This window comes from Pseudoalteromonas sp. JC28 (genome assembly GCF_013319255.1).
Lineage (GTDB): Bacteria > Pseudomonadota > Gammaproteobacteria > Enterobacterales > Alteromonadaceae > Pseudoalteromonas.
Genome location: NZ_QOKX01000001.1, coordinates 748,568 through 761,126, shown reverse-complemented (window position 1 = coordinate 761,126; position 12,559 = coordinate 748,568). Strand labels below are relative to the sequence as shown.

Genomic DNA, 12,559 nt, shown 5'->3' with positions numbered 1-12,559 from the left:
CTTAATTTAATCGAATTGGCCAGCCTTGGAGGCTGAGATCTTGCTCAATATCGGCGTTTAACAGTTTACCTTCAAGCTGTATCTCACCATTGCCGTTGATCGCAATGCTGCCATTTTTGGTTTTGACACAGACTTCTTGCTCGCCATTTAACACCACGGTGCCGTTGTTATTTGTCACCGACGCCGCCGGAAAGTCTTGCGGTGCAGCTAAGCGACCAATAACGATAGGCATTGCCACGCTATGTAGCAACACTTCATCGTCAATACTTACGCGTGTCACACTGTCTAATTGACCTTTAACCTTCATTTCTACATTAGATCCGTCACACTTCACTCGTAACACTTTGCCTAATTTATCAATGGCAGATACACGCCATACGATGTTACTCAACGATGGTGGAAATTGTACGACATTGGTTTTCATAGACTTTGCTCCCTGCTTAGTTATGGCTAATTGCAGAGCCAGACACTGAAATGTTGCTGGCGCTTAAGTTCAAGTTGTTCGCATCAATGGTAATATTACCTGCCGCATCAATTTCTATTTTACCGCCGCCTTGAGAAAGCTGAATTGAGCCGCTACCTTGGCCAACGATAGAAATGTTTCTATCGGCATTGATGGTCAAGTTACCATTTTGCGCCGCAAGCTCGACGTTACCGTCAACACTGAAGTAACTGATGTCTTGCGCGGCCTCTAGATTAATGGATTGCTGCGCTTCGAATTGAATATTGCTATCAGCAGACTGAATTTTAATGTCGGTATCTGCGGTGAGTTGAATAGCCTCTTTGGCATTGATCTCAATATTGGACTCAATACTTTGGATATAAACAGCATCTTCTGCGCGAATGCTTATTTCTTTGTCGGCTTGTGCCACAATATTCGCTTGTGATTGCAGCGTCATCGCTTCTTTCGATTTAATATCGATGTAACCTTTTTTGGTTTCAAGCTTGATAAATTCGCTACCTTCGGTGGCATTAAATTCGAGTATATTTTCTTGCGATTTGGTGAACAATTGAATTTTCTCTTCGCCTTGTTTGTCATCCATCAACAAGGTGTTTTCTGCCTTTGTCACCAATTTATTTTCAGTGGCATTCTCTGCAGTTACCGGGCTTAGCGCTTCATCGTTAAATAGTGCACCGAGAATAACTGGCCTGTCTAAGTCACCATTTTCGCCCGCCACCATAACCTCAGTTCCTTTGTTTAGAGGAAAGTGTATGCCGTGCCCGCCAGGTCCACCATAGTGCTGCATAAGTCGAGTCGGTTTACTCTCTTCCCCTTCACCATCTTGGTTAAATGGCAGCTTGACTTTATAGCGCCCTTTGTCATCCACTTCTTGCTCAATCGTGGCATTAAACGATGCAAAGACCTTTTTACGCTTAACCACAGGCGCTTTAAACTGCACATCAATTGGGATGATCGTCGCTTGGTTTTTATAGGTTAAGCCTTTTACCTTGGAGCCATATTCAACGCTGCCACCTTGACAGCCTTTATGAGCAACAGACACCACTAAGTAACGACCGCTGTAATTAGGGTGATCGGTTATGGTTAAAGCGACACCTGGACGAAGCGCTCGACAGTCAGTATCGATTACAAAAAGATTTCGCTGACAATCAATACTTTGCTGGTGCACTTTGGTAAGTGCATCGCCATCTCCTTCAGTCATGAAGTTTTCAGCGAATATACTGTCTTCACCAAAGCCGCCAACCTCTGTTTGATTATTGCTATTTACAGACAGTGCGCAGCCTTTTTCATAGTCTTCGTCATACAGCCTAAAGCCGCTATTTAGTAAACTCGCTTTTTTAGAAAAGGCAAAGACAGACTCGCTCGGTCTTACCTGTCCGGTGGGTGACGCATAAGGCAAAGTGATCTCTTCCATCTCTGAAGAAAAATCACTGCTGCTGGCAAATACCGATAGGTTGGCTTGGCTACCCGTTGACTCTGTGCTGCCGTAAACAAAACCGTAGCGGCGCATTAGACGCGTTACAAAGTCAAAATCACTTTCATCATACTGTACTGTCATAGCAAGGGAAGGTGATGATGCCTTTAGTTGCAATTTTCCTGACGGGAACCCAGCCTTGTCTAACACACTTTTAACGATGGCATCCGCAGACATGTCGGTAAAAACGCGATTAGATCGTTGATGCTTGAGCAACACCAAAAGTGATTGAAAGGATAAGGTATACACGTAGCCTTGATGACTGCGACCATGGCAGATATATTCGGTAATAATCCCCGAAACCGTTCTGTCAGACATAGCCCATGTAATGGAAAATGTAACATCTTTACCAATCACTAGATCAGGCTCAATTAGCTCTTCACTTAACACCTCAATATCGAAGCGGTAGTCGCTGCATAAGCTGTCATTCTGTGATTCAAAACTCAATACTTTAAATAAACTCCCAGACAACCCCGCAATTTCGATTGCAAAGTGACTCTCGTTTGCCTTAGGTAGTTTATCGGCAAGTGATGCGAACATTTCCATTTTTGTCTCCTTACTCGTATCTACCGTTAACTTAAGTCGGCGAATACGGCTTCAATTTCACCATTTTCATCCAGTGTCAGCGTCAGCAGATCTGGCATATCTTCTTCGCTCATAAAGCCCAAAATTGAGCGAGCGATCCCAGGTAAAATTTGTTGTTCAATTGTTGCGTTAACCAATCGTGCGCCGCTATCAGACATAGCGCATTTATCGGCTAGATAATCTAGCGCTGTTTGATCTACGCGCAGTTGTATTGCGTGATTGTCACGAAGTCGTGCTGCGACCTTTTCAAGCTTTAGTGCCACAATATGTTTTAACACATCGGTATCAAGCGGGAAGAAAGGCACAACCTGCATACGTGCTAAAAGCGCAGGTGCAAAATGCGCGAGCAAGTTTGGCTTAATTAAGCTGACTAGCTGCTGAAAGCTCGGTCTCTCAAACGGTGTTTCTTCCTCGTTGTTGTCTTGTGCTTCTTCATCTTCAGGTACGCCTTGCTGAATGATCCCATCCACCATTTTTTGCATGGCCTGCTGCTCGGTTTCTGGTGTACAAGCATTGATGATTTGCTCAGCCCCTAAATTAGAAGTCATGATAATAACCGTGTTTCTAAAATCGATTTCACGCCCTTCACCATCACGCATTACACCCATTTCAAACACTTGGTAAAACATATTCATGACATCTGCGTGGGCTTTTTCCACTTCGTCAAGTAACACCACAGAATATGGACGTTGGCGCACCGCTTCGGTCAACACCCCGCCTTCACCATAGCCTACATAACCCGGTGGCGAGCCTTTGAGTTGTGATACCGTATGTGCTTCTTGATATTCACTCATGTTTATCGTGGTTAAGAATTTTTCACCACCAAATAGTAGTTCGGCTATGTGTTTTGCGGTTTCGGTTTTACCAACCCCTGAAGGACCCGCTAATAAGAATACGCCCAGTGGGCCAGACGACGCCGATACACCCGCTTTTGCAACCCGTAAGGTTTGTGCAATCGCAGTCAATCCAGCATTTTGACCCACAACGCTTTGTGCCAGTGATTGCTCAAGCTTAAGTAAGCTCTCCAGCTCGTCTTTCACCATGTTACCGACAGGGATCCCAGTCCAACTTGCGATCACTTGCGCTACCGTATCGCTGGTCACTTCAGAGAAAATTGCATTATCATCTTGATTTAACGCAGCAAGCGCTTGTCTAATCGCAGGTTTCTCTTCGTCACTTGCACCGTGTAAGGCATTATAAGTATCAATTTGCAGCTCACGACTTTGCTCAAGCTCAGCAAGCTGCTCTTGGGCTTGTGTAAGCGCATCGGTGAGGCTTTGAATACAAGTTTGATCTGCAATCCCAAGCTTTGACTCGATTGCCAAACGTTCAATTCTGCTTTGATAGTAACGGATCTGCTCTTTGGCTTTATCAATCACCACAGGCGATGTTGCCGGTCCCATTCTGACCATAGCAGCGGCGGTATCTAGTACATCAATGGCTTTGTCAGGTAATTGTCTACCTGTGATATATCGTGCAGATAAAGTAACCGCGGCTTCAATTGCACTGTCTGTGATTTGAATTTGGTGGTGCTTTTCGTATTTATCTTTCAGCCCCGTGAGCATGAGCTTCGCAGCTTGCTCGGTTGGTTCATCGACTTTAATTAATTGAAAACGGCGCTCAAGCGCAGCATCGCGCTCAAAATATTTTTTATATTCGCTCCATGTCGTTGCAGCAAGTGTTCTTACTTCTCCACGTGCAAGCGCAGGTTTTAGTAGGTTTGCGGCATCTCCCATGCCAGCGTCGCCACCAGCACCAATCAAGGTATGCGCTTCGTCAATAAATAAGATAACGGGGGTCGCTGAACGCTTTACTTCATCAATGACTTGTTTAAGACGACGCTCAAATTCACCTTTTACACCTGCTCCAGCTTGTAGCAGACCCATATCTAGTACGCAGATCTTAACTTCTTTAAGTTCTGGCGGAACTTGCCCTTCAACTACGCGCTGAGCAAGTCCTTCTACCACTGCCGTTTTACCAACCCCAGGTTCACCGACAAAGATTGGATTATTTTTACGGCGACGACACAACACATCAATAGCGAGGCGGATCTCCTCGTTGCGCCCAAGGACTGGGTCAATTGCACCAGAACGTGCTTTTTCAGTGAGGTCTTCACAAAATGCTTCTAGCGCGCTTTCACCTTGTGAGCGACTATTCGACACCGTGTTGTCAGCATTTGGCTTACTAAATACTTGGCGCTCAGTCGAGCCTTTACAAATCTTATTTAAATTCTGCTTTAAGAAGTGTGTATCAATCTTGTCGAACTCGCGTGCCAGCCCAAATGCAGGGCTGTATATCGCCATGTCTTTGAACGAGTCAATAAGCGCAGCTCCTGTGATCCAATCATTCTGATGGCGCATGTTTGCACTGAGCCACGCTTTTTCTAACCACTCATAGAGACGACGGGAAAAAACCGGCTTGCTCGGGTTGCCAGCATCTTGTTGATTGATAAACTCGAGTGCACTATTCCACAATGCGTCTTGATCAACTTCGAAGAAAGGTAAGATCTTCGCAACATCGCCGTCATTGTGCTCTTCCATTAACTTTAATAGGTAATGCTCTGGTAGCACTTCAAAATGCTTTCGACTCGCTGCGAATCCAGCCGCGGCTTCTAACGCTGTCGCGCTGTGATGATTGAGTTTGTCTATGAGATTCTTTATGCCTGTTGCGTCCATCTTTTAATCCTTGCTATTCCCGTTCGCATTAAAACTGTGATTGTGAATATATTTTCTTCTCTACGCGTGCGTTAACTTTACCTATCGCACAACTTATCCCAAGCTTGCCAGCTCCTAACCGAGTTCCCTCGCGTGCTTGGCGATTGATCTGCACTACCAGTTGCCAATTCATTTTGGTTGAGGTGTGCCAATTTAATAATTGTGATAAACGTTTGGCTTTTACACCACCGGGCTCATATAGCTGCGCCTCAGCCTCGTCCATTGGACCTAGCTCAATGCAAATACGATTGCCCGTCACCAATACACGTTTGCCCAATATGCCATTGCCGCCCAACGAAAAGCCGCTTTGTTTTGACCCTAACTTACCCGCTTCGGTAATTCCTTCCCACTCAACGATATTATCTTTAATCGTTAAGCTTTCGTCTTGTAGCGCTTGCTTTAATACTTGCTCAAGCCCAGCTGCGCTGGTTTGTTTGGCACTAATTAGGTTTAATTTGCTCTTATCTGACTGGTTATTTTCAAATACTGCAGCAACTATTTGATCAAATTGCTGCGCACCTATGCCCGCAAGGTTTATCTGAGATTTCTTCCAACTTTGAAATAGCTGGCAATACAATACATGATTAAAGAGATCTAAAAATGCACGCGTTCTAGCACCTATCTCCTCGTCTCCTGCGGCTTGTTCTAACAAGTAGTGCGGCATCGCAGCGTCAACGCCATATAAACCGAGAAATGATGTTTCGAGCCTCAGTTTACCTCGTTGCCTTACTTGCAATTCACAGCGTCTAACGTCTGACGCTGGAAACCCAAGTTCTTTATACGGTGCAATTTCAACGCGATGACTGTGGCCACTTTGTAACTCGTTATTGCTAGCCCAGTGCTGTTCAATAAGCGTTAGCGCCTTGTACAAACTAAAACGCCAAGGTGTTGCCATCAATTTAGCGATTGGCTCTGGCAGTTTTGCCCAAATAGGTTGGTTTTGCTGCTCCATCATTTACACCTGATAACTATCGCCTGCAGTCACATCCCACTCCCACTCGTGGTAACTTGGCAGCAGCGTCACTCGGGTTTTTAAGCACTCGTTGATTGGTGCATATAGTTTAAAGAACTGATGCAACACATCGCAAAAATGGTAAGCGTCGGCTGTACAAACAAAGCTCTTTTCGTTTAGGGTTAAGTGTATCTCTATTCCTTTAACAAACACGCCCTTTTGTAGCAATGAGATAGGTTTAGACTCAGCGCCTTGGATGCTCTCGATACGATTTCGATTTTCAGAGCGCTCCGACCAATCAAACAGCGCCAATAGCTTTTTCAGCTGGGTTGGCTCCGCAAGCTGAGAGAAACGCATATTCAACAAGCTAATGAGCTGCCAATGTAAAGCCTGATCAGGAGAATTAAGCAACTTGCTCGGCCTTACGACATTTTTAACGCTAAGTACCGACGGCACATCAGCGCTTTGCGCATTGATATCGCCTTCTTGCAGTGTTTGCCTTGGCCACGCCGCGTTATGTGCCAACAGATCAGTCGATAAAGTAGTAATATCACCCACTTCTTGCATTGAAAGCTGAATGTACGTCTGTGGCGATACCCCGCCAATATCACGGCTTATCAGTGAATACAAATGGGCGTTATCTTCATATACCGTGCTATACCGAGAAACAAAGTCGATGGCTTCTCCAGTGCTACTGCTTGCGCCTTGTACCGACTTCACGCTATAACAAAAACTCTCTCCAAGTTTATTTTGCACTGGATGCAATTGGTACTCTGTTTGGTTTTCACTGACTCGGATAGGCTCGGCATCTACAGGATAGATATTTACCGCAGGTACACAGTTAAGCAGGATATTATCCGCGTTTACTTTGTTACCGGGCGGCAATTTAATATCACTGGCTATTTTGATGCTGATAGTATTAGTGTCTGGATCAATATTTAGCGTATCCAGTCCCGTTAGTTCAACAAAATAGAACTTTTCACGAGAGTTAAAGTAATCAAGCAGCAACGCATATGCGGGATGACTCTGTTCGCTATTCGGCAGCATTCCGGTGCTGTCTTTATGAAAAGCCGCATCAATTTTTGACTTGTTCAAGGTATATTGCGTCGTACTGCCAAGCTTTCCTGTCTCAACCTCTATCGCTGCATTTGGATTCTTCATCATTTGATAAAGACTGGCACAAAGCGGCGTGTCTCCACGTAAATACACCCGCAATTTAGAGAGATCGTAATCATCTAAACTGCCTTGGCCTAACCGCTTGAGGTGCAAGTTTAACGTTGCACCAGTGTGGATCTCATGATAGTCCACAGAGTAGATCTCAAACGGCAGCACTTTCGTTTCTGCGGTGGTAGTAAAGTGACAAGCCACAGGCGCGTTGTCACTTTTATGGGAAGATATTTTCGCGCCTTTTGGCACACTCACCAGTCCTTGCATGGTGAGTTTTGGCGCAAACTCTAGCACCGTCGTAGACGGATAGTAGTTTAATAATATTGGGCAAATCTGTCTGAGTACCTGCTCAGACACTTCAGGTAGCGTTTCGTCCAATCGCTTTTGCGTAAATGCTGTTAAGTAAGCGACTCCTTCGAGCAAGCGCTCAACATGAGGATCTCTATCCTTTAATGCGTCAATATTTAAAAAGCCGGCGTGTTCGGGATACTGCTGAGCAAATTGTTTACCTGCTTGTGTTAACAGCCTCATTTGCGCATCAAAATATTGCTGCATATCCATTAGTCTGCTCCTCCTGCATTGACGTTTGCTTTACCACCTGATGCAAACTTAGTATTCAATCTGATTATCTCGCCGGTTTTTAATTGCGCTCTTATCTCAAATCGAATCACACAGTTTTCCTCTTTTATGTCGATGGGTCGAACGATGAGGTTGGTAATTCTTGGTTCGTACTTTTCTATGGTTCTTTTTACTTCATTGGCAAGTGTTTGCTGTGAATAAGGTAGCCCTTCATATAAATCTTCCACATCCGGTAAACCATAATCGCTTAAGTGCTCAAGCACTCCCCTACGCGCATTCAACAGTTGCGTTAGGTGTTTACATACGCTGTCGCTTAGATGCGATAAATTGTTATCGCTATAGGCTTGGCGTGATGGTTGAGCTAGCAAATCAAATAAGGCCATAGAAAAATACGCTCTCTATTCATTGCGCGAACTAGTGTAAGCTTGAAAAGGAGGCCAATAGGCCTCCAACACTCGAAATTAACGACCTTCAGTCCATGAGTCAGAGAACTCAATGTTACCGTCTAGGTACGTCCAAGTGATGCGCTTGTAACGCATGTGCACTGTTTCAAGGTGAGGATAACGCTCTTTATCCAAATCTTTAACGTTGTGCATTGTTGGCGTGATTGAAGTGATTTTCACGTCTTCAAGCGTATGGCGGAAGTACTCACGCTCAGTACCGGTGTCATCAATACGGTACCATTTAAGCTCAAGTTGCTTTAATGTTTGACCGTTTGAACACGCTTTGTACATGTACGGAGTAGCAGCATCCACAGCTTTTGTGATAACAAAAGGCTCGTGCTTACGAGTACCTGTTAGCTCGCCCGTGTCGTTATCAGTTGGGATACGCAATTCGTGATCGAAATGCAAAATCTCAATTGAACCTTCACGCTCAGCTACAGTTACTGAACCTTTAACGTCGTTACCTTGGTCGTCCTTTAACCACATATACGCTGGAATTGCCATTTTTAATTTCTCCTTTTAAGATAAGATGTTTCCTAATTATTAAAGGCATTGATCAAACGCATGTTTTTCACGTTTGATCCCCAAACAAAGCGCCACGCTTTATGCCAATTTGGGAACATGTCCCAAGTTGGTGGCAGCCAACTTGGGGCAATCTTTCACTACATGTTATAAGTCACCACGTAATTCCATCACTAACGTCGCCGCATCAAATGGCGTTTTTAGTATATCCAGCTGCAAAAAGTGCTGCTGAACTGCTTCGGGTAACTGTTTAAATTCGAATTCTCCACGTACCTCTTCCTCCAAAGCGGAAATAACAAAGCTATCAACCTCTAACCATTCATCACGATTAACCAAAGAGTTGTAGTAGTTAACTGCACTTAAGAAACGAATATATTCGTCTTTCATACAATGGTTAAGCGCGACGTAATGCAAATAATATACCGCATCTACAACTAATTCTGTTTCAAGTTTGTCTATTTTTAACTGACTTGGCGTAACTCGTGGAGTATGTTCAAAACATGTTTCCATTGATTTTGTGTAGGAAATGGTTGTTTCTTGTAATTTCTTTTTTGCAAAAAAGAGCTCCGAAGTTGCCGTTTTAGCAAAAACAATAACCGGAAATAACAACATCAATGAGTAATAAAATTTCTTCATTCTCATACCTATTCAACCAATGCTTGTGGTAAACCTTTGATTACGTTTTATAGTTCACCGAGCAACTCCATCACTAATTTCGCTGCGTCAAATGGCTTTTGTAATGCTTCAAGTTGTGAAAAGTGCTGCTGAACCTCTTCAGGTAACTGTTTAAATTCGAACTCAGACCTAAGCTCTTCATTCCACCTATATGTCACAAAACTGTCTACTGTGATTAATTCATCCTTTGGCGCTGTTTGATTGTAATGTTCAACTGCTTTTAAAAAATCGACATCACGATCTTTCATACATTTATTGAGTGTCAAATAATGGAAATAATTTACAGCCTTGACAGCAGACTTCACATTAAATTTGCTCGCATCCAATTGTTTTACGTTTACCTGTGGTACTTTTTCAAAGCAAATTTCCATCTTATTTGTGTATTCAATCGATGCCTTTTGCAATTTCTTTTTAGAAAAAAATAATTCTGGACTCAATGCCTGTGCTGACACAGAAATAGGAATAAGCAACCCTAATAATATGAAAGATAATCTAGTCATTCTTGCACCCGTTGACCAATGCTTTCCAAAACTCTCGTTCTTTGTGAGAAGTCGCATTCTGAAATGCACGATAAGCAATTATTGATATTGAATGCCGTTTCATTTTCGGCACCGTCTTCAAAGACTCAGCCATTTGGGCAAAGTCTGTATTTGCAATATTAAATTGTGCAACTAAAGAACCGTTACCTACGAAAATAGCGGCAAGTGTTCCGAAGCTAAACGCTACAGTTAGTAAGTCAGTTTTCTTTGTCAGTTCCCTAACTTGCTCCAAGCTTTCAAGGTTTTCTTTAGAAAACTCTAATCCAGTTATATTTGGGCATCTCATACTTTTATCCTTAAAGTTGATTTGAAATTTAGGCGGGTTTCCCCGCCCTATATACGCTTCATTGGTTCTTCAGGTGGCCTTCATTTTTCACCAGGCATTTGCCCAACGAGTGCGAGGCGTACGTCGATACCTTCCACTTGGAAATGTGGAACCACATACGTATTCACACGGTAATAACCAGGATTACCCGGGATCTCCGACACAGTCACGTTGGCATCTTTTAACGGGTGCGTAGCAATTAGAGACTCGTCTGGATTATTCATCTTAGTAACTAATGCACCTAACCAATCATTAAGTTGCTGTTCTAGCTCGTGACGAGGCTTGCTTGAACCGATATTTTCACGTTGGATCACCTTCATATAGTGCGCAATACGTGATACCAAGTAGATGTAAGGTAATCTTGCATTGATCCGCGAGTTAGAGGTGGCTTCCGGCGTCTCAAAAATTTGTGGCTTTTGCGCACTATTTGCAGAAAAGAAACACGCAAAGTCACTGTTTTTGTAGTAGCTCAGCGGGATAAACCCTTGGTTTGCAAACTCAAGCTCTTTTGTTTCAGAGATAAGTACTTCTGTTGGGATCTTAGTTTCTTGACCACGACCTGCCTCAAAAGAATGCAGAGGTAGATTTTCAACGCGACCGCCAGATTGTGGACCACGAATATTTACCGCCCAACCATTTTGGTGGAAGCTACGGACGATATTTGCGGCGAACGCAAAAGTCGCGTTACCCCATAGATAACGTTCGTGATGCTCACTGCTAACGTCTTCTTGATAGTTAAAATGGCGAATTGGGTTTAAGTCACCATATGGTAAACGCAGTAAGAAGCGTGGGAACGCTAAGCCAATATAACGTGCATCTTCTGATTCACGGAAGTTCTTCCAACGTAAAAACTCAGCACGCTCCATGTAAGAGCCCAAATCCTGAATTTTTGACACTTCTTCAAGCGAATCTTTTAAGAAGAACTTGGCACCAACACTACCTAAGAAGGGACAATGGGCTGCTGCAGAAACCCTTGAAATTTCTTGCAATAACGATATATCAGGCGCTGAACAATCAAATTCAAAGTTTGACACCATAGTCGAAATTGGCTCGCCCCCTGGTGTGTCATACTCAGCCGTATACACTTGCTTATAAAGCGCAGATTGCGTGGTATCTGGTGCTTCTTCGAAGTCGTCACGTAGCGTTTCTTTATCAACATCAAGTAGTTCAAGCTTTACGTTTGAGTTATTTGGACAACGATTCACCAAATAACGCAATGAACGCCACGCTGACTCTACTTTTTGAAACTGTGGATGATGTAAAATTTCGTCCAGCTGTTCAGAAATAATTTTGTCGACTTTAGCGATGTAGTCATCAAGTAATAACTTGTCGATACGCGACACTTCTTTGCTGTCATTAGTGGCCATGTCTAAAAAGACATTGATAGCAGCAGTTAAGCGCTCATTGGTGTCTGTTTCCGCAAGATTATTAGCATCACGGAAGTTATCAATGCTGATTTCGCTTGAAACCGGCTCAATAGACACAAGATTACAGATTGTTTCGTAAGCTGAAGCAGTCAAAGTCTCTTCTTTACGCGCTTCAACGTTTAACGTTTCTTGCATATTCATCGGTAGTATCCTTACTCTTGCGGTTGTTTTTCTTGCTCAGATAAAAGTGGCGCCAGCTCATTAAGGCGTGCTTTTAACTCATCTAGCTCTGGTTTGTTTTGTAAAATACGCTCCAGTTCTTTTCTCAGTGTTGAGTTATCAAGCAAGTTAGATTTCAGATCACGTAACAAGTTACGCATCGACATCATCTTGTTAAGCTCTGGCACTTGCGCTGCAACCTGCTCTGGGTCGAATGACTTAAAATCATCAAACGTCAGGTTGATACCGATTTCACCGTCACCTGCGATTTTGTTCGATACTTGAAACTTTGCCTTTGGTGACATGTCTTTAAGCACTTGCTCTAAATTATTTTTATTAATAGCAATGCGCTCTCGCTCAGCGAGGTCACAGTCGTTTTGGCCGTTGGAATAATCACCCACAACCAAAACTTTCATCGGTAGTTCACTCTTTTGCGTTGCACCTTCGGTTTCCAGCTCAAGCGCTATATTAATCCGCGCTCTTGGGATCTCTTTTTGAAACGTATCAGACATAGTCTTTCCTTATTTAATCAGTCGTT

12 protein-coding genes are annotated in these 12,559 nt (G+C 43.5%); all 12 read right to left on the bottom strand.

Translation table 11 applies throughout. From position 1 onward, the window contains the following. Window position 1: 1 nt before the first annotated feature. Window positions 2-424: a hypothetical protein gene (locus DS891_RS03285; RefSeq protein WP_174168832.1), complete on the bottom strand. Its 423-nt coding sequence runs from the start codon at window positions 422-424 to the stop codon at window positions 2-4. A gap of 16 nt (window positions 425-440) precedes the next feature. Beyond that, complete coding sequence (locus DS891_RS03280; protein WP_174168831.1) at window positions 441-2,480, bottom strand: type VI secretion system Vgr family protein; 2,040 nt, start codon at window positions 2,478-2,480, stop codon at window positions 441-443. 26 nt (window positions 2,481-2,506) lie between these two features. Next, entirely contained in the window at window positions 2,507-5,194 is a 2,688-nt protein-coding gene (tssH, locus tag DS891_RS03275) for a type VI secretion system ATPase TssH (protein ID WP_174168830.1), read from the bottom strand. 28 nt (window positions 5,195-5,222) lie between these two features. Continuing rightward, window positions 5,223-6,188 (bottom strand): type VI secretion system baseplate subunit TssG, encoded by a 966-nt coding sequence (tssG, locus tag DS891_RS03270; protein WP_227387105.1) that lies wholly within the window; start codon window positions 6,186-6,188, stop codon window positions 5,223-5,225. Further along, window positions 6,189-7,913: a type VI secretion system baseplate subunit TssF gene (gene tssF / locus DS891_RS03265; protein ID WP_039495808.1), complete on the bottom strand. Its 1,725-nt coding sequence runs from the start codon at window positions 7,911-7,913 to the stop codon at window positions 6,189-6,191. It lies immediately after the preceding gene. Continuing rightward, window positions 7,913-8,314, bottom strand: coding sequence for a type VI secretion system baseplate subunit TssE (gene tssE / locus DS891_RS03260; RefSeq protein WP_010604823.1), 402 nt, complete (start codon window positions 8,312-8,314; stop codon window positions 7,913-7,915). Before tssE ends, tssF begins: the two co-directional genes overlap by 1 nt. Window positions 8,315-8,392: 78 nt before the next feature. Beyond that, the gene (locus tag DS891_RS03255; RefSeq protein ID WP_010377064.1) at window positions 8,393-8,878 is read right to left on the bottom strand and encodes an Hcp family type VI secretion system effector; all 486 of its coding nucleotides are present in this window, start codon (window positions 8,876-8,878) and stop codon (window positions 8,393-8,395) included. 165 nt (window positions 8,879-9,043) lie between these two features. After that, the gene (locus DS891_RS03250) at window positions 9,044-9,532 is read right to left on the bottom strand and encodes a hypothetical protein (protein ID WP_254605657.1); all 489 of its coding nucleotides are present in this window, start codon (window positions 9,530-9,532) and stop codon (window positions 9,044-9,046) included. A gap of 47 nt (window positions 9,533-9,579) precedes the next feature. After that, on the bottom strand, window positions 9,580-10,071 hold the full coding sequence (locus DS891_RS03245) for a hypothetical protein (protein ID WP_174168828.1): 492 nt from the start codon (window positions 10,069-10,071) through the stop codon (window positions 9,580-9,582). Continuing rightward, window positions 10,064-10,396 carry a hypothetical protein gene (locus DS891_RS03240; RefSeq protein ID WP_174168827.1) on the bottom strand — a complete coding sequence of 111 codons (333 nt, stop codon included), beginning with the start codon at window positions 10,394-10,396 and terminating at the stop codon, window positions 10,064-10,066. Before DS891_RS03240 ends, DS891_RS03245 begins: the two co-directional genes overlap by 8 nt. Window positions 10,397-10,476: 80 nt before the next feature. After that, a complete protein-coding gene (tssC, locus tag DS891_RS03235) occupies window positions 10,477-12,003 on the bottom strand; it encodes a type VI secretion system contractile sheath large subunit (RefSeq protein WP_174168826.1) in 1,527 nt (508 codons plus the stop codon). An 11-nt stretch (window positions 12,004-12,014) separates the two neighbouring features. Further along, window positions 12,015-12,533, bottom strand: a complete 519-nt coding sequence (gene tssB, locus DS891_RS03230) for a type VI secretion system contractile sheath small subunit (RefSeq protein ID WP_174168825.1) — start codon at window positions 12,531-12,533, stop codon at window positions 12,015-12,017. Window positions 12,534-12,559 lie beyond the last annotated feature (26 nt).

Coding starts and splice junctions, on each gene's coding strand:
- tssG (WP_227387105.1), bottom strand. CDS start 6,188: ATGATGGAGCAGCAAAACCAACCTATTTGGGCAAAACTGCCAGAGCCA.
- tssB (WP_174168825.1), bottom strand. CDS start 12,533: ATGTCTGATACGTTTCAAAAAGAGATCCCAAGAGCGCGGATTAATATA.
- DS891_RS03280 (WP_174168831.1), bottom strand. CDS start 2,480: ATGGAAATGTTCGCATCACTTGCCGATAAACTACCTAAGGCAAACGAG.
- tssE (WP_010604823.1), bottom strand. CDS start 8,314: ATGGCCTTATTTGATTTGCTAGCTCAACCATCACGCCAAGCCTATAGC.
- DS891_RS03255 (WP_010377064.1), bottom strand. CDS start 8,878: ATGGCAATTCCAGCGTATATGTGGTTAAAGGACGACCAAGGTAACGAC.
- tssC (WP_174168826.1), bottom strand. CDS start 12,003: ATGAATATGCAAGAAACGTTAAACGTTGAAGCGCGTAAAGAAGAGACT.
- tssF (WP_039495808.1), bottom strand. CDS start 7,913: ATGGATATGCAGCAATATTTTGATGCGCAAATGAGGCTGTTAACACAA.
- DS891_RS03245 (WP_174168828.1), bottom strand. CDS start 10,071: ATGACTAGATTATCTTTCATATTATTAGGGTTGCTTATTCCTATTTCT.
- DS891_RS03250 (WP_254605657.1), bottom strand. CDS start 9,532: ATGAAGAAATTTTATTACTCATTGATGTTGTTATTTCCGGTTATTGTT.
- DS891_RS03240 (WP_174168827.1), bottom strand. CDS start 10,396: ATGAGATGCCCAAATATAACTGGATTAGAGTTTTCTAAAGAAAACCTT.
- tssH (WP_174168830.1), bottom strand. CDS start 5,194: ATGGACGCAACAGGCATAAAGAATCTCATAGACAAACTCAATCATCAC.
- DS891_RS03285 (WP_174168832.1), bottom strand. CDS start 424: ATGAAAACCAATGTCGTACAATTTCCACCATCGTTGAGTAACATCGTA.